The organism is Streptomyces sp. NPDC093097 (assembly GCF_044754325.1).
Lineage (GTDB): Bacteria > Actinomycetota > Actinomycetes > Streptomycetales > Streptomycetaceae > Streptomyces.
In genome coordinates this window covers 148,408-171,944 of sequence record NZ_JBIVOW010000005.1, presented here as the reverse complement: position 1 = coordinate 171,944, position 23,537 = coordinate 148,408, and the positions used below count along the sequence as shown (strand labels likewise).

The window sequence follows — 23,537 nt, the reverse complement described above, 5'->3', positions numbered from 1 at the left end:
ATAGGGCGTGTACTTGACCTTATGCGGGCCCCAACTCGCACTGCTGGTGCGGGCATTCCATACTCGACTGGGACCGGACAGTCTCGGAGAGTGGTGTCCGGTCACGGCACGCACAGGTCTTCCCGCCCTGTGCGCGTCGCGGCAGAGTACGGCTGAACACCGTTGCAGAGGAGGCCGCATGGCCGGCACCAGTACCCCGCGCCGTGCGGAGCGTCGCCGATCCCACGGGCGCTCCCCGTCCCGACGGGAACGCCGAGGCGCAGCCGCCGTCCTGGTCAGGGCCGGTCAGCTGTTCACCCTCGTACTCGTCAGCCTGCTGATCATCGGGGTCGTCTTCTCGGTGCTCGGGGGAGTGGCGCTGCTCATCTACAGCGCTACGAAGTAGCCGGCAGCCACGGCGCGGTGGCGTGGGGAGGGGCGGCGGGGGCGGTCTGAGGTGGAAGGCGGCGCCGCCACCGGGTGCGTCGCCGACCGTCGGTGTCCCGCCATGCCGTTGTGCGACGTGGCGGGCGATCGCCAGGCGGCGACAGACTGCCCTTCCGGGCACGGATGCTCAAGGGCTGCGAGATCTACACCAGTGGCGCGCCCTGCCCGATGTGCCTGAGCGCCATCTACTGGTCGCGCTTTCGCGCCGTGTACTTCAGCTGCGACCTGGAGGCCACCGAGAGCATCGGCTTCTGCGACGCGTACCAGTACGAGGAGTTCAAGAAGCCGCTGCACGAGCGGATGATCAAGACGAAGCAGATCTACCCGAAACTCGGCCTCACGTCGTACAAGGCGTGGGAGGACCGGCCCAACCGTCACCCCTACTGAGGGGAAGTCCCGTTCTGCCGCGGGTTGTTGGGTTCGGCTTGAGCGACGCGTTCGGGCTTCGTACCCTCGCCTGATGGGACATGACGACCTTCCGACTCTTGAACTCGCCTTTCCCGGTCCGGAACGTGACCGTGGTGTGGCGGCGATCCTGAGTGGTCAGAAGACCGCGCTCACCGGCCTCCTGGAGATCTACGAGCACGCCGGAGGGGCCGTGCCGACGGCCGGTCAGCGATTCTCCGTGCTTGATTCAGAAGGCCGTCCGGCGGTCACCATCGAGCTTGTCGACGTGCGCGTCGTTCCCATGAAGGAGATCGACGACGACTTCGCGCGAGCCGAGGGGCGCGGCTACTCCGATGTGGGGCAGTGGCGGACGGCCCACGAGGAGTTCTTCCGGAGCGAGGGCGTCAGTGAGTTCCTGGGGCGCACCCCGGTCATCGATGACGACACTCTCGTCGTCGCCGAACGGTTCCGGGTGGTCGAGCGTGACGACCCGCGGGTCCCGTGACGTCACGTCAGTCCTGGTGCGCATTCCGGAGGATGGGGCGGGCCGACCTGTGACCGCCCGGCGACCTCGCTGCCGCCGGGCCCCGGGCTGATCACCGAACGGCACCTCACTACTGGGGCAGCTGCCCCCGACGCCCGCCCGTGCCCGAACCCCTCACCAGGGGACGGGTGTTCCGTCCCAGGAGAAGAAGCCGCCGGTGGGGCCGTCGTCGGGCAGCAGAGCCAGGCGGAGGGCGCCTTGCGCGGCTTCGGCCGGGTCGCCGCCGGCAGCGGCGGCCCGGGGGTTGAGATCGGTGGCCCGCAGGCCGGGGGCGAGCGCGTTGACCTTGAAGCCGTCCTCGGCCAGCGTCTGGGCGTAGAGGACGGTGAGGGCGTTGAGGGCGGCCTTGGACGACCGGTAGGCGGCGGCGCCACCGCTTCCCGGGGTGAATTGGGGGTTGGGGTTGGCGCTCCAGGTCAACGACGCGGTGCCACTGGAGATGTTGACGATGCGAGGGTGCGGGGACCGGCGCAGGGCGGGCAGGAAGGCATTGGTCACCGCCGCCACTGCGAACACGTTGGTCTCGTACGTACGCCGGTATTCCTCGACGTGGGTGAGGGCGGGTGGGGCGAGTGAGGGGGAGATGCCGGCGTTGTTGACCAGCACATCCAGGAGGTTCACCTGAGCTGCGGCGTGTGCGATGCCGTCGGGATCCGTCACGTCGAGGACCAGTAGCCGGGCGCCGGCACCGATCTCCTCGACGGCCTGCCGCCCGCGCCCCGGATCGCGGGCGCCCACGTACACGGTGAGGCCCTCGGCCGCGAGCAGCCGGGCGATGTGCTTGCCGATTCCCTTGCCGGCACCGGTGACCAGTGCTGTGCGATCGTTCATGGGAACCACGGTTCCCTGGCGCTGGGCGTCCTGCCAGGGACAGTCTGTACCAGGCAAGCGGGGGAGGTGGCATGGCGCGTCAGGAGTTGGCCCGCTTTCTGCGCGACCGTCGGGCGGGCCTTGGTCCGCACGAGGTCGGGCTGACGACGACGGGCGCCGTCCGCCGTACCCCGGGTCTGCGCCGCGAGGAGGTGGCGGAGCTCGCCCATATGTCGGTCGACTACTACACGCGGCTGGAACAGGCCCGGGGACCGCGGCCATCGGCCCGGATCCTGGACGCGCTGGCCCAGGCGCTGCGCCTCACGCCGGCCGAGCGCAGCCATCTGTTCCGTCTGGCGGGATCGACCCCGCCGCCGGGCAGCAGCGCGGTGCGGCGGGTACGTCCGCACGTGGCCCGGATGGTGGAACGGCTGCCGGAGACCGCCGCCCTCGTCACTGACGCGGGGTACGGCGTCGTCGCCTGGAACCCCCTGGCCCAGGCACTGTTCGGCGGCGACCTCGCAGCCGGGACGACCAACCTGGCCCGGCGCCGCTTCCTGGGCCAGGGGCGGATGTACGAGAGTTCCAACGCCGAGGAGTTCGGGCACATCGTGGTGGCGCGGCTGCGCCGGGCCGCCGACCGTTACCCGCATGACCCGCAGCTGGCCGCCCTGCTGGCCGAACTGCACGCCGGCAGCGAGGAGTTCCGGCAGATCTGGCAGACGCGTCCGGTCCACGCTCCCGGGCACCGGACCAAGACCCTGGACCACCCGGAAGCCGGGAGGCTGCAGTTGAACTGCGACGTCCTGCTCGTACCCGAGGACGACCAGGAAGTCGTCCTGATCACGGCCGACCCCGGCTCACCTGCCGCGCGGGCCCTGCACAACCTGGCCAGGCAGGCGACCTGAATCGCGGGGCATGACGAGCAGCATGACGAGTCGGCCGGCACGCGCCCTTTCTCTCCGATGGCGGCAGGTGAGGTGCAGCTAGCTGTAGTGTGTGGCGGTTTCGCGTGGCGGACAATGATCCACATGCAGGAACGAATAAGACGCGTAGTACTCGGCAGCCGGTACCTGTTGGTCGGCCTGTTCACGGCGATGGTGTCGATGCTCGTACTACCGCTGCTGGTCGTGGGCGCGATCGTCTCCGGCCTGACGGCGTTGCCCGTGCTGATGAGGGCCCTGCGGCACTGGTCGGAGTGGCACCGGCGCCGGGCCGGCGCACTGCTCGGCATCGACATCCGCCCGCGCCCGTCCGAACTGCCCAAGGGGCTGGGCGCACAGTGGCGCCATCTGCTCGACGACACCGAGAATCGCCGTGACCTGCGCTGGGTCGTGCGGCATGTCGCCACCGGCCTCCCCGCCGGCCTGGCTGCGCTGGCCTGTGTCGCAACCGCCGTGTTCAGCGTGGCCGCGGCCTTGCTGTGGCAGCTGTTCCCGGAGGAGGAGCCGCTGCGTCTGCTCGGCGTGGTTCCGGTGGCCGGCTGGGGCACCGCCCTTGTTCTGGGCGTCGTCCAAGGCATCGGCGCCGGCGCGTTGACCTGGTGGGCCATGCCTCGCCTCGCCCGGCTGCACGCGCGCACCACCGTCACCGCGCTGGAGCCCTCGGCAGAGGAGCGGCTCACCGAGCGCGTCGGTGAGCTGGCCGAGAGCCGCGCCGGAGTCCTCGATGCCCACGGTGCCGAACTGCGTCGTATCGAACGCGATCTGCACGACGGCACCCAGGCTCGCCTCGTCGCCATCGCGATGCGTCTCGGCCTGGCCCGAGAAGAGCTTCCCGACGACTCCGGTGCCCTTGCCAAGCTCCTCCAGGAGGCCCATGAGGGCGCCGAGGAGGCAATGACGGAGCTGCGCGACGTGATCCGCACGATGTATCCGCCGATCCTCGCCGACCGGGGCCTGCAGGGCGCGGTGTCCGCCGTCGCGGCCGGCGCGGGCATCCCCTCCGAGGTGGAACTCGGCGAACTGGGCAGACTACCCGCGGCCGTCGAGGCCGCCGCCTACTTCATCGTGGCCGAGACCCTCACCAACGCGGCCAAGCACAGTGGCGCGACCCGGGTCACCGTACGGCTGACACGGCAGGACGCCGCCCTCTTGGTCGAGGTCGCCGACGACGGACTCGGCGGTGTGGACGAGACCCTGGGCTCCGGCGTCATCGGGATCCGCCGCCGCGCAGCCGCACTCGACGGAACCGTGCTCGTCAGCAGCCCGCCCGGTGGGCCCACCACGGTCACAGTGGAGCTGCCGTGCGCGTCGTGATCGCCGAGGACAACGTGCTCCTTGCGGCGGGGCTGGAACTGATCCTCGGCGCCAAGGGGATCGAGGTCGCCGCAGTGGTGACGGACGGGCCGGGCCTGCTGGCGGCGGTCGCGGAGCACGCCCCGGACGCAGTGATCGCGGACATCAGGCTGCCGCCCTCGTTCCGCGATGAGGGCATCAGGGCCGCGCTCCAACTCCGCCAAGAGCGCCCCGGCCTGCCCGTGTTGGTCCTGTCCCAGTACATCGAGAAGGCATACGCACGCGAGCTTTTGACCAATGGGTCCGGAAGCATCGGATATCTGCTCAAGGACCGGGTGAGCAGGGTCGGTGAGTTCGTGGACGCGCTGCGGCGGGTGGCCGCAGGCGGTACGGCGATGGACCCCGAGGTGATCACGCAGTTGCTGGCGGGGCCGGGCGGGCATGCCGTCGACGCACTGACCCCGCGGGAGCGCGAGGTGCTCACCTTGATGGCCGAGGGGCTCAGCAATGCGGAGCTGGGCAAACGCCTGTTCATCACCGACAACGCGGTGCAGAAGCACATCGGCAACATCTTCGCGAAGCTGGAACTGCCGGTCGCCGACGGCGGGCACCGCCGGGTCCTGGCGGTCCTCAGCTACCTGGACAGCGTTGCCGGCTGACCGCAGCGGGCCGACCCTCACGCGACGGCAGACTTACCAAGCCTTGATCCGCCAACCCACGCCACGCCTTGTGGATAGTTCTCGGAACACGAAGAAGTGCCTGGTGGCTTGCGGCGATGGAAGTTATCGAGGATTCCAGAACGCACGATCGGCCAGGCGCTTCTGAACGCGCCACGGTCTGCGCCCCTGCCTTCCGGCCGGTGATCGCCACCGCGCGGATGCGCCGCGGCAAGGCGGCCGACTCCCGGGGCGCCCCGAAGTTCGTCAGCGAGGCGCGGGCCACCGCGGTGGAAGCGGGCTGCACCGGCCTGCGCATCCTGCGCGCGGACTCGCAGTTCCACCATGCCGGTGTCATCGCCGCCTGCCACCGGGCCGACGCCCGCTCCCCCCTCACCACCGCAGTGACCAGATCTCCCGCCCCGAGCGTGGTCGCCGCCACGGAGACCGCGACGTCGAAGTGGTCAACCGCCGCCGCAACGGCCCACGTTCATGACTCGGCGCCGTCCCCCTCGGCGCCCCGTGTCAGGCCCAGAACGGGAAGACGGCCCGGGCGGTGCCCTTGGTGCCCCGGCCCCCGTCGCTCCAGTAGACGGCCACGTACCGCTTGCCCTTCGGCAGGGCCTTGTCGATCAGGGTCGAGCCGTACGCGTCGCAGTGGTCCTTGGCGCAGGCCCAGTCCCAGGTGACGCGCTTGCTGTGGCTGTCCAGGATCTCGATCCAGTCCCAACCGTCGTACGGGTCCCGCCCCGAGGGGGCCCTCCACGTCACGCTGATGCCCCTGATGTGGGACTGGTTCCGCCGGCCACCGAACTGCGCCGGTGCCACGTCGCTGATCAAGTAGTCGGCGTTGATGTCCGCTTCCGTCGCCTTGACGTCCCCGTGCTTGTCCGCCGGCGGTTGCCAGCGTCCATGTGCCGAGTCGACCGCCGCGGCCGTCTGGGCAGTGGCCGTCGCCGGCTCCACCGAACTGTGTGGCTCGGCTGAGGCTGTCCCCAGCAGCACCACGGACGCACTCGCGATGACTCCGGCCACGATGGCGGCCCGACGCTTGGGTGTGTTCACCCTGGCGGCTAAGGCGGACACCTTTCCCCTGCCTCGCGTGCGGAACATGCCTACCCCATCTCGTCGTTGCTCGACTGAGTTGCTCCGCACCGACGTTAGCGAGCAGCGATCAATGTCCCTTTGACGTTTGATCAACGGATCTCTTCCGGATGCGCTGCAGGGGACCGACGAGCCTGTTGCGCAGGATTTCGCTGTTGGTGGGTGTGGTGACCAGGCGCGAGACGGCGGGGAGGAGGCCACCGGCCCGAACGCCGACGAACGCATCCTGGATACATCCCGTCGTCCCAGGTCAGCAGCGGCACTCCGCGCGCATTTGATCACCCCTCGGCCAGCACCGCTCACGACAGCGCGAGGCTGACGTCGGACCGGGTACCGCAGGTGAAGGGCACGACGTCCCTGGACGACGATCGGGTCGTCGAGAAGTTGGCGGCCCCGCTCCAGCTTCGTGAAGTAGGAGATCCCCTCGCCGAACAGCACCGGAACGAGGCTGACACATACCTCGTCCACCAGACCGAGATCGAGTGCCTGCCGGCTGATCGTCGCGCTCGCGATAGTGACGTCCTGATCGCCGGCGATCTCTGGCCCGGGTGATCGCGGCTTCGACTCCCTCGACGAACGTCGTCGTGGGCCACTGTGTGGCGGCGTCCTCAGGCGCGCGATGAGTGACCACGACGACGGGGGCGCCTGCCGGGTGTTTGTCACCCCATCCATGGGCGATGTCTAACAGGCGTCGGCCGGCGACGAGTGCACCGCAGTTGCCGGTCAACTCTCGTAGCGCCTGCGCACTGGCGTCGTCGACCTGGAACGAGACGGTCTCGTTCGGGTTCGGCAGGGTCACCTCCCCCGCCTCGTACCAGTCGAACAGTTCCCCGACCTGGTCATGTGGATCCGCAACGAACCCATCCAGCGACATCGTCATGTGAGTGAACACTTTGCCCATCGCGGGCCCCCTTCTCCTTGCCGGCTGTCACCCCTGTCGACCTCCTGTGACCGTGAAACGCATCGTCGACCGGCGAGAGACCTGCGGCGGCGTCGGCTCACCAGGGAAGGCGGGCCGGTGACGCGGCCCCTGCCACCTCGCCGTACGCCTGCGCTCCGACGGCGTTCCCGGCGTCCGGCCCCTCATCGCCGGGAATGGTGCGGAGCTGTAGCGCGTGGTCGGCCGGACGTACCGACGGCATGCTCCCCGCCGCGCTCCGGCGCCGGGTGAGCGGTGAGTGGTCCGTCGTGCGGGCTCAGCCTGACCTGATCACCCGTACGGTGCCGCTCAGTTGTCCTGGACGCGGATCACGGGGGCGTGGGTGATGGGGAAGTTCACCGAGCGGGCGATGAAGCACAGCGCGTGGACGCCGCCGTGCAGCGAGCGGGCCTTCTCCACCATCGACGCGTCGGCGACCGTCACCTCGGGGCGCAGGACGACCTCGGTGATCTGGCCTCCGCCGCCGCTCTCGTCCATGGTCATGACGCCATGGGCGTGGTCCTCGTAGTCGACGACGGTGACCCCGCCGTCTGCGCACAGGTGGAGGTACCAGAGCATGTGGCACTGGGCAACGGATGCCACGAGCAACTCCTCGGGGTTCCACCGCGCGGGGTCGCCGCGGAACGCGGGATCCGAGGAGGCGGCGATCCCGGCCTTGCCGTCGGCCAACACCTCGTGATCCCGGCTGAAGGACCGGTAACTGTCCGTGCCCGGCCCGAGGTTGCCCGTCCACTCGACGGTGACGTCGTAGGTATGCGTTGTCGTCATGGGGCCAGAGCCTAGCCTCGCGCTGTCGTGAGGTGGGCTGTCGTGTTCGTGCGCTGCGGCTGTCCTGCCCGGCGACCACTTCTACGCGAGCTGAGCTCAGGCGCGCGGCGGCAGGACCTCGATCACGGTGGCCGTTCCGGAAACAGGTCGGGCTTCGTGCATGGTGATCACGTCGCCGCAGTTCAGGTGCCTCCACTGCTTGGGGCTCAGAGGAGCCAGCCGAACGTCGGCGGTCTCTCCCGGGCCGAGCTCCTGCGCGTACTCCACCCACAACCGGGCGATGTTCAGTGCTCGCTCCCCGCCAGCGGTGCGGTTGCCGATGTCCCACATCGGCCGGAGCCGTCCGTCTGCGGCAAAGCAGTCCGGCGTCGGCCTTCCTCCGCTCCCACCAGGCTCAGGGTGGCCCGGACGGTGCCATGTCGAACTTCCCAGCGCCGCCACTCGCACCAACGCCGGCTGCGGTCGAGCATCATCTGGCGAGCGGCCTCGGCGAGGAGTTCCCAGAACTCGACGGACACGGGGTGGACATCCCCGATCTCGATGAGAACGCCGAGCACCATCTCCCACTCCTGGCGCACGATGTTCCCGCGTACATCCCCGACCGTCTGTCCGTTCTCTGCCGCTGCGTCCTCCGGCAGCAGATCGAGGGCCTGCCGAAGGAGTGTGAACGCGTCATCCATGTGCTGCATTCTCCCCCGACTCCGGACGCCCGTTGAAGGGCGACCAGGCCGACCGGAGTTGGCGGCGCGGCACGCCCAATGGTCGCTGGCGCCGAGATTGTTGCCCACTACTTTGAGCAACTCCACTGCGATCCGATCCCGTCAGGCCGTCTGGGCCCGCGGGGCGCCTCGCGGGCCCTCCGCTGATCGTGAGTGCGGCACCACCTGGGAGCCGAACGACAGCGCTGCCGGCACCACGAAGCAGTCCACGGCAGGAACGTTGCTGATCCCGCAGGGGGCGCCGACCTGACGGTCGGCGGCCCCTGCGACATGCGAGATCGCGCGGTCTCACCCACCAAGCACGGGAGCCAACGCCTCGTGGAGATCCTCGGGCCGCCGGTAGTGCACTCCCGTCATCCCCAGCGCAACTGCGGCCTCGACGTTCTCCAACCTGTCGTCCACGAAGAGGCACCGCTCCATGGCCGCCCCCGCTCGCTTGGCCGCGATTTCATAGATCGCGCGGTCTGGTTTGGCCACCCCCACGCGCGCGCTGCTGACCACGTGGTCCGCGAAATCCGACAGTCCCAGCGATTCGAGATCGCTCTCCAGGCCCAAGGTTGCATTGGTCACCAGGACAAGCGGCACGTGTTCCTTGATCCGGCGAAGCATGGTTACGACTGCTTTGTCCGCCCAGAAGGGCGCTTCGGCGAATGCTGATCCCAGCTCGCGGGCCTGCGACTGCGAGACTTCATCCTTAAGCCCGCGCACGATGGAGTCCACCCACTCCGCCTTGCTGATCTGGCCGAGAAGCAGGGGCAGGTCCACCTCCGGCGCATAGGCCACATGCGCGGTTGTCCCCTCGGCCAGTCCAGCCAACCGCTCCAGCCTGGCTACATGGGTCGAGTCATAGAACCGGATCACGTTGTCGAGGTCGCACAGCACCGCGTCAAACGGCCTGCCCGATGTGCTGGGAACGATCATTGCCCCTGAATAGCAGAGCGATCGACAGGCGCCTGTTGTTCTGTGACGTTGCTCTTGCTCCCCAACTTCCCCATACCATCCGGAACCGGACCAAACGAGGAGGAGCGCCTCTGACCGTTTTCAGGAAGCCTCATCACCCCTGTTCACCCTCGCCTCAGAGCTGTCGGCCGCCGTCCTCGCCCGGATGCTCGGCGTCTACATCCAAGTCGCCGTTCAGTGGCAGAAGGCATCCGCCGGGGACTGGGCAGCCTATGCCGCCGCCGTCAGCCAACGCCCACGCGGAACTCCCGTCTGATCATGACTTTCCGCGCAGGCGCTCGCCAAGGCGGCCCGGCGAGACGTCGCCCCAGGACGCGCTGTCCTGACCCTGGCGAGGCGTGCTCTACCTTGACAGCCGCATATCGTTTATCGATAGCATCGAATAGCGATATGGAACTGCCCGAGCAAGGGGGATCCTCATGTCCGAAACATCGCCCTGGTGGGTGCGAGCCAACAGCCATGTGTTGGAGATGGCCCTGGGGTTGGGGTTGCTACTGGTGGGCCTGTTCAAGGTCGTGTTCCCGATCCTCGGGGTCTTCGGACCGCTCCCACCCATGACCGACACACGCACGGTCAGTGTCGCCGCATCCGCGCCCCACGCGACGGCCTCGGGGTCGGTGACGCTGCGTGGGTCCGGCCAGGCCGACCTCGTCTTCCATGCTCCGGGCCTTGGGGATCGGCTGCTGCTGATCCTGCCCGGCCTGACAGGCGCGATCCTGCTGGTCGTGATCTTCTACGTCCTCCTCCTCACGGCCCGCACCTTCCACGCGGGGGACTTCTTCGTCCCGCAGAACACGCGCCGCCTGCTCGTCATCGCCGGGGCCCTTCTCCTGATCGGTACGATCCCCCCGGCCCTGGATGTCCTGACGACGAATCTCCTGGTCGAGGGCACGCCGGTGGAACAGGCCGTCCGCACTCCCTATGCCATGAGCACCGCAGCAGTGTTCGGGTGCCTGCTGACCGCAGCCGCGGCTGCGGCGTTCCGCCAGGGGGCCCGACTACGCGAAGACACGGAGGGCCTGGTCTGATGCCCCCGGAGGATCCGCACGAGATCCACTGCCACCTGGACCAACTGCTGGCCGACCACGGCATGACCCTCGCCGAACTCGCCGGACGCGTCGGAGTCACCGTTGCGAACCTGTCCATTCTCAAGAACGACCGCGCCAAGGCGATCCGCTTCAGCACCCTCAGCGCGATCTGCCGCGAACTCCACTGCCAACCCGGAGACGTCCTCACATTCGGCACCAAGTGACGCGACTCGACCGCCGGTCCGGGCTGATTGGGTCCGCAGCGGCTGACGCATTCAGACGGTTCCAACACGCGACTCCACCATCACGCTTCCACCCCCGCGACGAGCTCCTCAGCTCCGGGCTGCTCGCGGTCGAGGAGGACATGCACGACCACACCAGTCTCCCCGTGCGCATCGAGGCCCTCAACGAGACGGCCGGCTCGGGCCTGAGCCTGCACGTCACCGCCGATGTGAACCGGTGTGGTGCGGACCTGCCCGGCGATCTGCTCGCCAAGCTGCTCGGGGCGGTGCACGCCCTGGTCACGGCGCCCGACGGGCCGGTCGGCGTCCGGTGAGGGAGGGGCTCCTGCCGGCGCGGCACCTGGGCCACCGTGCTGTCCGCCATCAGCGGCGGAATGCGAATCGGTCCACCGGCTCCGTCGGCTGAGGTCACGAAAGACCAAGGTGGGGGCTTGTCTCAAGTGGCGGTCCTGGCCGGCTTCTTGGAGCAGGTCAGGTCCGCTGCGATTCCGAGGGAAGCCAGGAGATGTATGCGCCTGCCGTTCGTATCGGATGGTGAGGTGGCGGTGGCCGAAGAGTCAGGAGATCGACTGTTGGAGCTTCAGCGGTGCCGGCCGAGGTGTTCAGTAGGCATCACAGGGTGCCGGTTGTCCGCTGTAGGACTGCCCCTCTGTGTAGGCGCCGCACGCCGTCACGGCAATCGGGCCCTTTGGGGACGGCTTCAACAGGACGAGGGCTTTGTCCGTAGGTGGCATGCCGGGGTCGTGGTACTCGACATGCCCGGTGGCCCCCTCGAAATTCACCTTTCCACTCCCGAGTGCGGCGCGTACTCCCTGTTTCCTGAGGTCATCGCTCGCTGCGGCCAGGTTGATGGCCTTCGAAAGGGCCTGGAGCGCGTCGTACGCCACTGCCGAATGCCCGTCCTGTGCCCACGGGTCGGCGCCCGACGACTTGGCTTTCATGAACGATGTGTAGTCTTTCGCGAATTTCCTGGTGGCCTCGGAGGCGCGGTGGTCGCTGGCCGGTAGGGCGTGTGCGGAGTAGTACAACCGCAGCCAGTCCTTGTTGTGGAAGGCGCCGGCAAGGGCCAGGTTGGTCAACTCGTTGCCTCCCATGACGGTGAGGCCGCTGCTGCGACTGCTGCACTCATTGCCTTCCGTGGCGTTGAGGAAAGCTGTCAGATCGCGAGCTCGCGTGGCCCAGTACACCACCGCGCGCGGATGGCGCTGGGCTTCCTGGCACACCCTGTCGGCAAGTGTGTTCGCCGAAGACAGTTCGCCGGATGCCACCGGATTGTTGGGGTCCTGGTCGAAGTTGAAGTCTTCTGTGTCGCTCTGGGGTTGTTTCGAGAACTCTCCGCTGAACTTGTCCGCCAGGTTCTTGCTGTACAGATCTGCGTCGTTCTTGACGATGATGGCGTAGTCGGATGCAGTGCATCCGCGTTCCGGGTCGCCGAGTGACACGATTGGCGACGTGCTGGCGAACCGGGCCTCAATGCGAGCCTCCACTGAATTCAGTGGTGCGAACGGCCAGTAGGTGTTGTCCGTGCCGGCTATCGACATCTCGTCCGCAGTCGCTGTCGTGCCCGCCACGGGAATGCCTGCTTGTTCCAGGGTCTTGAGTGCCTTGAGGGTCTCCCCTCGGCTCTGTGCCAGTCCGATCACGCCCACGATGGGGTGCCTGCTGTCATCGCCTTCCGGATTGTTTACCTTGTTGACCACCGCCTGTGCCGCCTGCTCGGCATCCTTGAACGCTGCGCCCGCTTCGAACTCCTCGACCCGCAGCGGCACAATCCTCCCGTTGCTCTGCGCCTCATTGTTCAGTCTGTGCTGCCATAAGGCGATGCCTCGCAGCTCGGGGACCGCCCCGTTGAACTGGGCGTCAGTCTCTCCTTTGGGCTGGCTCGACCCGATGTGCGCCACCGTGCGGACCTTCCACCCGCTCCTCTCGAAAGCTTCGGCGCGAGCGTTCTCGGCGTCGATCGCCTTCTTCGCCACCATCCATTCCTGGGGGCTGGCCGACACCGGGTCGACGGGGTCGGACCCCGCGACGGAAGCGTCACCGCCCAGGCAGGCGTGGGTCTTCCCCCAGCCGAAGAACTCCCTTGCGCCGAAGGCCAGCAGCGTGGTGCTCAGCAGGCCCATCACCGTCATGAGCGCGGTCTGCTGGCGCCATCCGAACCGGTACCGCTTCGGCCCTACCCGCCGAAGGGGAAGCCCCGCTTCGAAGGACTCCTCGGTAAGTCGCGTCAGCACCACGGGCTCAGCGCGCTGGTGCAGCAGGAGCCCCGCCTGGGTGAGGTTGCGCACCTGCGGGTCCCCCAGATCGGCGAGGAGTCCCGCCGAGGTATGGCCCATCGCGATGACCAGCGGCCCCGGTGCCGGCCCCGTATCCCGCGCCTGATGGAAGGCGCGCAGAAACCGCTCCGCCGCCCGGCTTCCTTCCGTGTCCGGAGCCGGCAGCGCCACCAGCAGGACCGGCCGGGCGGTGCGACGCCTCTGCTTGGGCAGCAGACGGCCGACGGCGGGCGTGTTCAGGTCGGCAAGCAAGGACCGTACGAGGAGTTCTTCCAGGACCTGCAGGGCTTCTCGGTGCTGTGCGTGATCCGCCGGCAGGTCGAGGCGGTTTCTTTGCACGCTGGCGACGTTCTCCAGCACCTCGAACAGCCCCTCATGGCTTGCGCGTTGGCGCAGCGCCGCACCCAACCAGCCACGCACCAGTTTGCGGCTCCGGTGCCGAGCCCACAGCCACCGCGGCAACGTTCGGAAGGCGGGCTGGAACAGCGTCTCAAGCAGCCAGCCCTGAATTCCCCCGAGGCCGGGCGGTGCCGACCTGCCGCCGACGGCCCACAGAGCGGCAGGTAGCCCCCCGCGTCCGACGCGCTGCTCATAGGCGTGGTTGCGCAGCGCCTTCGCTCCGCCCCGCTCCTGCGCCCCCTCAGGTGGATTGCAGATCCATTCGACAAAATCCCGCAGCAGTTCGAAGTCGGGAAAGCGATTCGGTGTCATGTTTCGGGGTACCCCGAAAGCCAGTCGGGTTCCCGCGACGGCCGTCAGCAGCGTCGGTCGCTCCTCCTGGGCGAACTCCAACTCCAAGGAGGCGTAGGGAACCAGCTTGCCGTCCTCATGGAGGGCGTCGGCCAGCGAGCTGGCAACCCGCCGAACCTTCGCCGCATACGACGCCACCTCGCTGTCGATCTGCAGAAGAACCAGCGGAGGAGTGCTTCGCAGGTACCCGCGCTCACCCGGAGCCACGGCAGTACGGAATTCACGGACGAAGACTTCGGCTCCCGGAGAGTCAGGAAACCAGTTTGACGCATCCGAAGACATAGCCATGAGCCCCCCACTCGGCAACGTAACGTGAACTCTTCGCGCCTGACGTCGAGTTGGTCAACACGCCTGCGAACTCATCCACCGATACTGCACAACTGGCCATGCCGGCATCGAGATCGGTCCGGCACTCGTTCGAAATGCGTCCAAAGTGCAGAAAACGCGGCACATGGCACGCTCGCGGGTGCAGATATATGTACCTGCTGCCTCATTCCTGCCCAGAGGAGGTCGGCTTACGCGAGAGTGCTGCGTACGGAACTACTCGTGGGGGCTCGCTGGCCGGGCGCAATCCGGTCGACCGGGGTAAGAGGGACAGCAAACTGCACGTCTCTCCCGACGCCGCCCTGTGCCAAGCTCCGCGCGGACAAGGCCCTACCACTCGGCCGAGCGCCCGAGGCGGCCGCGCGCCGCAACATCATCCCGCGCATCGCGCGGACAGGCATCGAACCCAGCGAATGCCTCGGCCGGCACGGCCGGAAGATCCAACGGTTCCTTGGACTCGCGGCGGGCCCCGACCTGCTCCAAGAAGTCGACCAAGATCGCCACATGGGACAAGCGCTTACTGCTCCAGTGCGACTTCGTGCTCTCTCTGCCTCCGCAATGATCGGCGGCACAACGGCATACGTCATTCCCCTCCGGAGCCCGTCTGGAGTGGTGATCAGTGACGGGGAAAACGAGTTGGAGGGACGATGACCAGGCTGATAGCTTGCAATTGACCGTGACGCCGCCCGAGGAGGTGAGACCCATGAACGCTGTATCGACGTGGGTGCTCCCCCTTTCCCGTCACGGCCGGCGATTGACATAGGTGTCGCCGGGAGCGCCTCGACAACAAGGCACTCTCGAAAGGCAACACCTATGCATTCTCTGCAGTTCACCGCCGAGTCGTCGTCGAACGGCATGGTCGAGCGCGACTTCACCGTGGGTGAGATCCCCGGAGTTCTCTGGTCGCCGGTCTCCGGCGCCGATCGCGCACCCCTGGTCCTGATGGGCCACGGCGGTGGCACCCACAAGAAGCATCCGGCGATGGCGGGCCGGGCCCAGCGCCTCGTGACCGGCTGCGGCTTCCATGTCGCCGTCATCGACGCACCCGGTCACGGCGACCGGCCGCGCACCGCGTACGACGAGCAGGAGATCGCCGAGCTGCGCAAGGCGCAGGCGGCGGGCGAGCCGGAAGGGCCGATCGTCGTCCGCTACAACGCCCGCCTGGCGGAGCTCGCCGTGCCCGAGTGGCAGGCGACCCTGGATGCCCTTCAGGGGCTTCCGGAGATCGGCGCCGATGGGCCGGTCGGCTACTTCGGCATCTCCATGGGTACCGCGATCGGGATGCCGCTGGTGGCGGTCGAGCCCAGGATCACGGCCGCGGTCTTCGGCATGATGTGGCCCGATGCGCTGGTCGAGAAGGCGAAGCAGATCACCATCCCGATCGAGTTCGACATGCAGTGGGACAACGAGCGCATCCCGCGCGAGGCCAGCCTCGCGCTGTTCGACGCCTTCGCCTCGAAGGAGAAGACGCTGCACGCCAACGCGGGCAAGCACTTCGACCTGCCCAGGTTCGAGGCCGACAGTGCGGTCCGGTTCTTCGCCAGGCATCTTGGCCAGGCGGCCACCTCAGCGGCCTGAAGGTGAGCGGCAGCGGCGTCCGGTCTCCCCGTCGGGCGCCGCTACCGCGGCCCGGGCCAGTGTCGTGGCGAAGAAGTGGGCGGATGGTTCGGGGAGTTGGGGTGGTTCAGGGGAGGATGGTGTGTTCGGTGTACTGGCCGCAGGAGCGGAATCCCAGGCGGCGGTAGACGGGCTCGCCGTCGGCGGACGCCTGCAAGACCGCGATGGGGTGGTTCCGGTCGCGGGCCGTGTGGAGTGCGGCCAGCGTGATGGCACCTCCGTAGCCACGTCGGCGGTGGGCGGCGAGGGTGGAGATGTTGTAGATCCCGGCAACTCCCGCGTGAGGGAACACTTCGGCCGAACAGACCGGACGTCCCTCCACGTAGCCGACCAAGTAGCGGGCCGGACAGTGCGCGGCCAGTGCCTGCGGGGCGGCCTGGGCGAAGAAGCGGCGGACGGTGTCTGCGGGCGGGGACCAGTTCGCAGCGAGAACCGCGGCGTAGTCGGCGAGCTGTTGGGGCGTGGCCACCGTCTGGATGTCCAGTCCTTGGGCGGCGGGCAGTGGCAGGGTGTCGTCCAGCTCGGCCCACATGGCCGTCTCGCGTTCGGACGCCGACAGGCCGGCTGCCGCCAGGCGGGTGGTGAGGTCCGATGGTGTCGAGGCGGGCCCCACCCACCAGGAGAAGGGGCGGCCGGTGCGGGCCAGCGTCCGAGCGGTCTCGGTGATACGTGCCGGTGCGGTGGCGGCGGTGAAGCGAGCCGCGGCGACGATGTTGAAAGTGTCGTCGTCCAGGCCGCTGTCGGCGACCAGGAGGTCACCGGTCTCTGTGACGGCTGCTCCGGTCATGCTCCGATGCAGGTGGCAGGCATGTTCCGCCAGGTTCCTTTCCATTCTGTCCGTCAGGTCGGCTGCACTGGGAAAATGGGCATTCATGGCGAACGATTCCAGCATGGCCGGGTGAAGGGCGCACGTGATTTTGGGGCGTCCGTCGGCGATGTTGTGCTGGCGACTTCACCTTCGATGCACGCCCTGGGTGCGGGGCAGCCGGCTCGCGTGTCGAGACGATGTGCTTGACGTCGGGGCGGCTTCGCGGAAGTGCGTGCTGATGTCAGGGAGTTGACATGCGTCCGGGCCACTTGCGGCCAGCGCGCACCGGCGTGTGTGTTCAACCGCCGGCGCGGAGGATGCTGCATGGACTCGGGCGGCTTTTCGGCTCGGCCCCGTCCTTCCGCCCCGGCCGGGCTCCCCGCCGTGATCATTGACCGCGACGGGGAGGTCGGCAGGGGCGGTGGAGCTCACTTTTCGTTGATCGTCAGATTGCCCTGGCCCACCTGGTAGTTGCGGCCGTTCCCGGAGGCCGTCGCCTGCATGGTGATCGTGCCGCTGCGGGGGGACGCGTCCCGCGGCAGCAGCGGGGTCAGCTCCTCGTCCAGTACGCGTTGCAGCTCCTGCCCCAGCGCGGGATCGTTCTGCACCAGCCTGCGCAGCTTTCGCTGCCAGTCGGCCGTGATCCCCTCCTCGGCCGTGGTGTCGCCCTCGGCCCGCGCAGCCAGCACCTCGTCCCGGACCTCTGTCAGCTCGGCTTCGATCGTCGGCACACGCTCCGGGTGCACGCGCCGCCACAGGGCCACCGCCGACGCACGCGCCTGCTGCCAGGCATCGGTCGCCATCGCGCTCACCAGAGCCGTCCCTGCTGCCAGAACCAACGGTTCCACCACAACCCCCATTCGCTGAAGCCTGGTTACTACCGTAACCAGGCGCGAGCTACTTCCCGTATCCCGCCCTGGAGAAGTCTCACCATAGGGCCGCACTTGCGGGCGTGGCGTTCAGTGTCCTGCCCGAGCTGCGTTCCGGCAGGTACCCGGACGACGGCGTCGGTGTCGTGGCCGTCACTCCGCCCGTCCGCGTTCGGCGCGGTCCGCGGCGAGCACCGCGTCCACGAGGCCGGGGTAGCGCTCGTCGAGGTCCTCCCGGCGCAGCGACAGGTAGCGCTCGCGGCCGCGCACCCTGGTGTGCGTCCAGCCGGCCTGGCGCAGGATCCGGCAGTGGTAGCTGCCGGTCGCCCGGGTGACGGGCAGGTCCATCTCGGCGGCGGTGAGCTCGCTGCCCTCGGCGAGGAGCGCGAGCATGTGCCGACGGAGCGGGTCGGCGGCGGCGTGCAGCACCGCGTTGAGCTCGATGTCCGCGGTGTCCGGTTGGTCGGAGTCGGCCGCGTCGAGGCGCGGGCGGGGCGTGGCCGTCACTTCGAAGGTCCTCTAACAATGTGATAGTTGTTTGACTGTCGCGTCGAGATTACGTCACCTCCGTGACCCTCACAATCAAGGGAGCGTCATGTCCGCTACCACGTCCCTCCGTGTCCTGTTCCGCCTCTGGGTGACCCGCGAGTTCTACGCCGCCCCGGCCGACGAGCAACAGCGCGTCCTCGAGGCGATCCCGCCCGCCTTCGACCGACTCGGCGAACGTTTCGGCCTCACCGTGCTCGGCACCCTCGACGAGGACGTCCTCCAGGTCGGCACCGGGGCACGCGAACCCGTCTCCTACGTCCTCGCGGACGCCCCCGACCTGGCCGCCGTGCAAGCGGTCTGCGGCATCGTGCGCCACGAACGCGTCGGCGAGGTCCCGCTCTGGAAATACCTGGAGATCGACGCCCGCATCGGACACGAACTGTTCTTCGCCACCTCCTGACCCGAGGACCGACATGACCCAGATCGACCTCTCCGGAAAGACCGCCCTGGTCACCGGCGCCGCAGGCGGACTCGGCGCGGCCATCGCGGCCGGCCTGCACGCCAACGGAGCCACCGTGGCCCTACTCGACCGGGACGCCCGCGCCAACACCGCGACCGCCGCAGCACTGGGCGACCGTGCGACACCCGTCCACGCCGACCTCGCCGACCTCGACCAGCTGCGCACCGCCTTCGCGGAAGCGACCGAACGACTCGACGGCGTCGACATCCTCGTCAACAACGCCGCCGTCGCACCCATGCGGACGCTGTGGGACATCGAACCCGAGGAATGGGACACGGTGTTCGCCATCAACGTGCGCGCCGCGTTCTTCCTCAGCCGGATGGCCGCCGAAGGCATGCGCGCACGAGGATGCGGACGCATCATCAACATCGCCTCGCTGGCCGGGCAGAAGGCGCGCCCGACCGGTGCGCACTACGGCGCCTCGAAAGCCGCGCTCACCGCCATGACCCGCGTATTCGCCGCGGAGTTGGCCGCCGACGGCGTCACCGCGAACGCCGTCGCACCCGGCATGATCGACACGCCGCTCGTGCACAGCATCGGCGAGGAGAAGGAGGCCGAACTGACCGCAGAGATCCCGGTCGGCCGCATCGCCGAACCGAACGAGATCGCCGACCTCGTCTCCTTCCTCGCCGCCGACACCGGCGCCTTCATCAACGGGGCCACCTACGACATCAACGGCGGCGTCCTCATGCGCTGACCCGCCCGCGGACCGGCCCGGGCGACGCGGGTCCGCAGGGACGGCACCGTTGGCTGTGCGGACCCACCACCTGCGGTTGCGGTATCAGCCGCGCTCCCACACGACCGTGTCGAACGTCGCGCCGCCTTCGGCCACGTCGTACCAGAACTTGGTGACCTTCAGACGGCCGAAGCGCTGGTCACTGGTCTTCAGGCAGAAGACCTTCCCGGTCTTGATGGGCAGATCCTGACTGCCTGCCGCGTCCACGGTGCCGGCGCAGTCCTTCGCCGACGGCAGCCCACCGCCCGTCCACTCGGAGATGACGGCACCGTTGTCGGTCACCAGCCTGCCGTCCATGTCATGCCAGAACGAGAGGTCCGCCGCCGCATCGTTCTTGTCGACCGCGGCGGGCGGGTTCGCGTCCAGGTCCTTCTTCTTGTCCACGTCCGAGTTGTCGAGCAGCAGCGTGCCCTGCCAACGGACCGTGCCCGCCTTGGGCTTGGGCTTGGGGGCGGGCTTGGGCTGGGACGTGCTGCCGCTCGGTGAGGACACCGGGGAGACCGAGGTCGTGGCCGGCCCGGCGGTGGGACCACCACTGGTGCCGCCGTCGGTGCCGGCAGGACCGATGCGGGAAAGGAGCGCGGCAAGAAGCGCCACGCCTACGACCGCGCCGCCCCCGATGATCCATACGGTGTGCTGCTTGCCGCCCGCCCCCGGAACACCCGGCGGGCGTTCGGGCTTCGGCGGAACGCCGTAACAGTTGTTGTAGTTGATGGTCTGGTCCCGGCCCGACTGGTGGTTGGTACCGTGGTCGTGTGCCGTCGCGTCCATACGGATCCTCGGCTCACCGGGATCACCGGCCCCGGACGACCGGCCGTTTCCTGCTTGATCGTTGGCCATCCTGTTCAACGCTCCCCGTGCCCCGTCGCCTCTGCCACACAGAGGCTACCGGTGAGCGACAGCGCACCGGATGCGACGGAGGGAAGCGGTCGTACCTGCCGGCACCGCCCTCCTCGAAGTCCCGGCCTCCTGCCCGCCACCGCGACCGAGGTGACAGCATGGTGGCGGGTGCCGGTCGGAGGTCAGGGAGGCAGTAGGTGGCGGGGCGGGGTCCTTCACGGCAGGAGCTGATCAGGCGCCGGCGTCGCAGCGGGTTCGTCGGAAGGCGCAGTGAACAGGCTGCCTTCCAACAGGCGTTGCAGCAGGTGCCCGAGGAGGCGACGCAGTTCCTCTTCCACATCCACGGTCCCGGCGGGGTGGGGAAGTCCACGCTGGCCCGGCAGTTGGAGAGCGCTGCCCGTGAGGCCGGCGCGCTCACCGCCTACGTCGACGAGTCGGTGGCCGACCCGATCGAGGCGATGGAGTCCGTCAGCGCCCAACTCGCCGCGCAGGGGGCGTCGTCGAAGGACCTCGACAAGGCGCTGGCGACCTACCGGCAGCGGCGTCACGAGGCCGACTCCAGCCTGGCCGAGGCCGAGACGGCGGCAGGCTCCCCGGACTCCGCCACGCCGTCCCCGCCGTCGGCGTCGAGCATGGTCGTGACGCAACTCGGCCTGGCAGGACTGGGACTGATCCCGGGCGTGGGCGCGTTCACCGGCGCGGTCAGCGCCGGCCACGTGGCGGCCGGCGCGGACCGCCTCAAGGCGATGCTCAGCGCCCATCTCCGCAACCACGAGGACGTCCGGCTCGTTCTCTCCCCGCTCCAGGTCCTCACCCCGATCTTCCTGAGCCAACTGTCGGACGCGGCACGGAACCGGCCGTGGGTGGTGCTGCTCTTCGACACCTACGAGCGCACCGGCCCGCTGCTGGACACCTGGCTACGAGACGTCCTGGTCAGCGACCGCTACGGCGAGTTGCCCGCGAACGTGCTGGTGCTGCTGGCCGGCCAGTCACGGCTGGACGTGCGGTGCTGGGGTGACTGGCTCGACCTCGTCACCGACCTCCCCCTGGAGGTCTTCACCGACGACGAGGCCCGCCACCTGCTCGCCACCAAGGGCGTCACCGACGAACGCGTCGTCGAGGTGATCCTGAAACTGTCCGAGGGCCTGCCCGTGCTGGTCTCGATGCTCGCCGAGGCCCGCCCGACCGACCCCGCCGACGTCGGCGACCCCAGCGGTACCGCCGTGGAACGCTTCCTGAAGTGGGAGAACGACCCGGCCCGCCGCGCCGCGGCCCTGGCCTGCGCCCTCCCCCTGGAACTGGACCAGGACATCTGCCAGGCCGCCCTCGACGACGAAGGCGACGAGGACGCGGCGCGGGAGATGTTCACCTGGCTGCGCTCCCTGCCCTTCGTACGCGACCACGCCGGCCGCTGCCTCTACCACGACGTGGTACGCAACGCGATGCTGCGCCTGCAACGCCACCAGTCACCCGACCACTGGCGCGAGCAACACACCCGCCTCGCCGGCGCCTTCGGCCGGCAGCGCCGGGAGATCGAGGACCGCGCCGGCTCCACGGAGGCGGACTGGAACGACGAACGCTGGCGCGCCGCCCGCCTCAACGAGACCTACCACCGCCTGTGCGCCGACCCCCGCACCGCTCTCCCCGACGCGCTCGGCGAACTCGTCAGCGCCTACCACCACGACCTCGCCACCCTCCGACGTTGGATCGACGCCCTCGCCCGGGCCGGTGAGGACACCGAAGCCACCGCCGTCACGGAAGCCCGCCGGCGGCTGCGCGCCGCCCTCGACCAACCGGACCCGGCCATCGCCGCGTTGACCTACCTGCTCTCCCACCACGCCCTCGGCCCCCAGAACCGCGCACTCGCCCACGCACTGCGCGGCCGACAGCACCGCAACGCCGAGCGCTACGAGCAGGCGCTGGCCGACTACGACCGCGCCATCGAACTGGGACTGGAAGGAGACCTCGCCCACTACGGGCGCGGGCTCGTCCACCGCAAAGCCCACCGGTACCAGGAGGCCCTGGCCGACTTCACTCGGGTCGTCGAGGCCGACCCCACGGACACGATGAACCTGGGCCAGCGCGCCCTGACGCACTATTTCCTCGGACAGTACGAGGAGGCGATCGGAGACTACGACCGGGCCCTTGCCCTCGACCCGGACGAGACCTGGCTCCTCACCAGCCGCGGTATGGCGCGCCATGCCATGGGCCGTTATGAGGCAGCGCTGGCCGACTTCGACCGGGCGCTCGCCCTCAGCCCGGACTATGACTGGGCCCTCACTCTCCGAGGTCGTACCCATCACGCCGAAGGCCGGTACGACGAGGCCCTCACCGACTTCGACCGGACCCTCGCCCTCAGCCCGGACTATGACTGGGCCCTCACTCTCCGAGGCCGTACCCACCAGGCGGAAGGCCGGTACGAGGCGGCGCTGGCCGACTTCGACCAGGCCCTCGTCATCGACCCGGACGACGCCTGGACGCTCGCTGACCGCGGCCGTACCCACTACGACCTCGGCCGGTACGAGGCGGCGCTGGCCGACTTCGACCGGGCCCTCGCCATCAAACCGGACTACCGCTGGGCACTCGTCTGCCGTGGGCTGGCCCACGAGGCCCGCGGCCACCACGTGGCGGCCCGAGCGGACTACGACGAGGCGCTCGACCAGGACCCCGGCTATGCCTGGGCCCTGAAGAACCGCGCCTGGACCCATCGCCTCCTCGGTGACTGCCAGGCGTCCGTCGCCGACTACACCCGCCTCCTTGAGATGGCTCCCGGCAATGCGTCGGCCCTCGCCCAACGGGCCTATGTCCACTGCCTGGAGAACCGGTATGCGGCAGCCCTGGACGACCTCGCCCGCGCAGTGGAGAGCGAACCGGACAACGACTTCGCGCTCACCCTTCGAGGACTCGTCCACCGCCTCACCGGCCGGTACGACGCGGCCCTGGCCGACCTCACCCGTGCCGTCGAACGCTCCCCCGAGGACGGGTGGGCCCACTACGAACGTGCTGTGGCACTGCACGCCCTGCGCGACCCGGCCCGCGACCAGACCCTTGCGCGCGCCATGGCGATCCTGGAGCGCGAGTCCGTGTCGACGGGGGATGCGTCGGACGTCGTGCCGGTGCTGGGCAACCTCTTCCTCGTCCACTTTCTGATGCCCCACTGGGACGAGGCGGACCGCCGCCTGACCGCATTCCTCGCTGCCCAGCCGCCCGCCGGCCAGCTCTCCGAACTCCTCGGCGTCATGAACTCGCTGGTGGACGTGTTCCCCGCCGCGGACGAGCACCTCACACCGTTCCGCCGCCGGCTGACCGATGCCCTCGCACGCCTTCCGGGAACGCCACCCCCGCCCGGACCGTAGAGCGCCCATGCGGCCGGCCGGACGCACTGCCGCCGACTGGGGTCCTCTCAACGAAGATGACGTGCAGGGCGCGTTGACCGAGACTGGGGACGGCCTCCGAGCCATCCGCAGTCCTGACCATGACGAGGGGA

At 68.9% G+C, this 23,537-nt stretch carries 25 protein-coding genes; 14 read left to right on the top strand and 11 right to left on the bottom strand.

The window, feature by feature from the left end; genetic code table 11:
- Window positions 1-178: 178 nt before the first annotated feature.
- From ACIQE0_RS10855 to ACIQE0_RS10845, 3 genes are all read left to right on the top strand, one after another.
- A complete protein-coding gene (locus ACIQE0_RS10855) occupies window positions 179-385 on the top strand; it encodes a hypothetical protein (RefSeq protein ID WP_402330657.1) in 207 nt (68 codons plus the stop codon).
- A gap of 164 nt (window positions 386-549) precedes the next feature.
- The gene (locus ACIQE0_RS10850; RefSeq protein ID WP_402330655.1) at window positions 550-813 is read left to right on the top strand and encodes a hypothetical protein; all 264 of its coding nucleotides are present in this window, start codon (window positions 550-552) and stop codon (window positions 811-813) included.
- 73 nt (window positions 814-886) lie between these two features.
- The gene (locus tag ACIQE0_RS10845) at window positions 887-1,318 is read left to right on the top strand and encodes an ASCH domain-containing protein (RefSeq protein ID WP_402330652.1); all 432 of its coding nucleotides are present in this window, start codon (window positions 887-889) and stop codon (window positions 1,316-1,318) included.
- 153 nt (window positions 1,319-1,471) lie between these two features.
- Here ACIQE0_RS10845 and ACIQE0_RS10840 read toward each other — a convergent pair whose 3' ends face one another.
- Complete coding sequence (locus tag ACIQE0_RS10840; RefSeq protein WP_402330649.1) at window positions 1,472-2,188, bottom strand: SDR family oxidoreductase; 717 nt, start codon at window positions 2,186-2,188, stop codon at window positions 1,472-1,474.
- Between the two features lie 71 nt (window positions 2,189-2,259).
- Here ACIQE0_RS10840 and ACIQE0_RS10835 point away from each other — a divergent pair, with 71 nt between their 5' ends.
- From ACIQE0_RS10835 to ACIQE0_RS10825, 3 genes are all read left to right on the top strand, one after another.
- Entirely contained in the window at window positions 2,260-3,075 is an 816-nt protein-coding gene (locus ACIQE0_RS10835; RefSeq protein WP_402330646.1) for a helix-turn-helix transcriptional regulator, read from the top strand.
- Window positions 3,076-3,198: 123 nt separating this feature from the next.
- Entirely contained in the window at window positions 3,199-4,425 is a 1,227-nt protein-coding gene (locus ACIQE0_RS10830; protein ID WP_402330645.1) for a sensor histidine kinase, read from the top strand.
- Entirely contained in the window at window positions 4,413-5,063 is a 651-nt protein-coding gene (locus ACIQE0_RS10825) for a response regulator transcription factor (protein ID WP_366330963.1), read from the top strand. Before ACIQE0_RS10830 ends, ACIQE0_RS10825 begins: the two co-directional genes overlap by 13 nt.
- 522 nt (window positions 5,064-5,585) lie before the next feature.
- On the opposite strand, the gene ACIQE0_RS10820 is transcribed toward ACIQE0_RS10825, so the two are convergent.
- Window positions 5,586-6,125, bottom strand: coding sequence for a hypothetical protein (locus tag ACIQE0_RS10820; RefSeq protein WP_402330643.1), 540 nt, complete (start codon window positions 6,123-6,125; stop codon window positions 5,586-5,588).
- Between the two features lie 378 nt (window positions 6,126-6,503).
- Between ACIQE0_RS10820 and ACIQE0_RS10815 the strand changes: the two genes are divergently transcribed.
- A complete protein-coding gene (locus tag ACIQE0_RS10815) occupies window positions 6,504-6,716 on the top strand; it encodes a hypothetical protein (protein ID WP_402330641.1) in 213 nt (70 codons plus the stop codon).
- A 676-nt stretch (window positions 6,717-7,392) separates the two neighbouring features.
- On the opposite strand, the gene ACIQE0_RS10810 is transcribed toward ACIQE0_RS10815, so the two are convergent.
- From ACIQE0_RS10810 to ACIQE0_RS10795, 4 genes are all read right to left on the bottom strand, one after another.
- The gene (locus ACIQE0_RS10810; protein WP_402330638.1) at window positions 7,393-7,872 is read right to left on the bottom strand and encodes an OsmC family protein; all 480 of its coding nucleotides are present in this window, start codon (window positions 7,870-7,872) and stop codon (window positions 7,393-7,395) included.
- 96 nt (window positions 7,873-7,968) lie between these two features.
- Window positions 7,969-8,139: a hypothetical protein gene (locus ACIQE0_RS10805; protein ID WP_402330635.1), complete on the bottom strand. Its 171-nt coding sequence runs from the start codon at window positions 8,137-8,139 to the stop codon at window positions 7,969-7,971.
- Between the two features lie 17 nt (window positions 8,140-8,156).
- Window positions 8,157-8,552: a hypothetical protein gene (locus ACIQE0_RS10800; RefSeq protein ID WP_402330632.1), complete on the bottom strand. Its 396-nt coding sequence runs from the start codon at window positions 8,550-8,552 to the stop codon at window positions 8,157-8,159.
- A gap of 327 nt (window positions 8,553-8,879) precedes the next feature.
- The gene (locus ACIQE0_RS10795; RefSeq protein WP_402330630.1) at window positions 8,880-9,512 is read right to left on the bottom strand and encodes an HAD family hydrolase; all 633 of its coding nucleotides are present in this window, start codon (window positions 9,510-9,512) and stop codon (window positions 8,880-8,882) included.
- A gap of 458 nt (window positions 9,513-9,970) precedes the next feature.
- On the opposite strand from ACIQE0_RS10795, the gene ACIQE0_RS10790 reads away from it, so the two are divergent.
- From ACIQE0_RS10790 to ACIQE0_RS10780, 3 genes are all read left to right on the top strand, one after another.
- Window positions 9,971-10,579, top strand: coding sequence for a DUF2975 domain-containing protein (locus ACIQE0_RS10790; protein WP_402330628.1), 609 nt, complete (start codon window positions 9,971-9,973; stop codon window positions 10,577-10,579).
- Window positions 10,579-10,803, top strand: coding sequence for a helix-turn-helix transcriptional regulator (locus tag ACIQE0_RS10785; RefSeq protein WP_366330969.1), 225 nt, complete (start codon window positions 10,579-10,581; stop codon window positions 10,801-10,803). The genes ACIQE0_RS10790 and ACIQE0_RS10785 overlap by 1 nt, the downstream gene beginning before the upstream one ends.
- 140 nt (window positions 10,804-10,943) lie before the next feature.
- A complete protein-coding gene (locus ACIQE0_RS10780) occupies window positions 10,944-11,135 on the top strand; it encodes a hypothetical protein (protein WP_402330625.1) in 192 nt (63 codons plus the stop codon).
- Between the two features lie 288 nt (window positions 11,136-11,423).
- On the opposite strand, the gene ACIQE0_RS10775 is transcribed toward ACIQE0_RS10780, so the two are convergent.
- The gene (locus ACIQE0_RS10775; RefSeq protein ID WP_402330622.1) at window positions 11,424-14,054 is read right to left on the bottom strand and encodes an ABC transporter substrate-binding protein; all 2,631 of its coding nucleotides are present in this window, start codon (window positions 14,052-14,054) and stop codon (window positions 11,424-11,426) included.
- 930 nt (window positions 14,055-14,984) lie between these two features.
- Here ACIQE0_RS10775 and ACIQE0_RS10770 point away from each other — a divergent pair.
- Window positions 14,985-15,749 (top strand): alpha/beta hydrolase, encoded by a 765-nt coding sequence (locus ACIQE0_RS10770; RefSeq protein WP_402330619.1) that lies wholly within the window; start codon window positions 14,985-14,987, stop codon window positions 15,747-15,749.
- Window positions 15,750-15,855: 106 nt separating this feature from the next.
- Here the strand turns inward: ACIQE0_RS10770 and ACIQE0_RS10765 are convergent, their stop codons facing one another.
- The 3 genes from ACIQE0_RS10765 to ACIQE0_RS10755 all read right to left on the bottom strand — a co-directional run bounded on the left by ACIQE0_RS10765 (window position 15,856) and on the right by ACIQE0_RS10755 (window position 17,972).
- Complete coding sequence (locus tag ACIQE0_RS10765; RefSeq protein ID WP_402330617.1) at window positions 15,856-16,620, bottom strand: GNAT family N-acetyltransferase; 765 nt, start codon at window positions 16,618-16,620, stop codon at window positions 15,856-15,858.
- Between the two features lie 404 nt (window positions 16,621-17,024).
- Window positions 17,025-17,456, bottom strand: a complete 432-nt coding sequence (locus tag ACIQE0_RS10760) for a hypothetical protein (RefSeq protein WP_402330616.1) — start codon at window positions 17,454-17,456, stop codon at window positions 17,025-17,027.
- Window positions 17,457-17,618: 162 nt separating this feature from the next.
- A complete protein-coding gene (locus ACIQE0_RS10755; protein WP_402330614.1) occupies window positions 17,619-17,972 on the bottom strand; it encodes an ArsR/SmtB family transcription factor in 354 nt (117 codons plus the stop codon).
- Between the two features lie 88 nt (window positions 17,973-18,060).
- Here ACIQE0_RS10755 and ACIQE0_RS10750 point away from each other — a divergent pair, with 88 nt between their 5' ends.
- Both ACIQE0_RS10750 and ACIQE0_RS10745 read left to right on the top strand, forming a co-directional pair.
- A complete protein-coding gene (locus ACIQE0_RS10750) occupies window positions 18,061-18,414 on the top strand; it encodes a hypothetical protein (protein ID WP_402330611.1) in 354 nt (117 codons plus the stop codon).
- A 13-nt stretch (window positions 18,415-18,427) separates the two neighbouring features.
- Window positions 18,428-19,171, top strand: a complete 744-nt coding sequence (locus ACIQE0_RS10745) for an SDR family NAD(P)-dependent oxidoreductase (protein ID WP_402330608.1) — start codon at window positions 18,428-18,430, stop codon at window positions 19,169-19,171.
- An 84-nt stretch (window positions 19,172-19,255) separates the two neighbouring features.
- On the opposite strand, the gene ACIQE0_RS10740 is transcribed toward ACIQE0_RS10745, so the two are convergent.
- Entirely contained in the window at window positions 19,256-19,981 is a 726-nt protein-coding gene (locus ACIQE0_RS10740; RefSeq protein ID WP_402330606.1) for a hypothetical protein, read from the bottom strand.
- 266 nt (window positions 19,982-20,247) lie between these two features.
- Here ACIQE0_RS10740 and ACIQE0_RS10735 point away from each other — a divergent pair, with 266 nt between their 5' ends.
- Entirely contained in the window at window positions 20,248-23,406 is a 3,159-nt protein-coding gene (locus ACIQE0_RS10735; protein ID WP_402330604.1) for a tetratricopeptide repeat protein, read from the top strand.
- Window positions 23,407-23,537 lie beyond the last annotated feature (131 nt).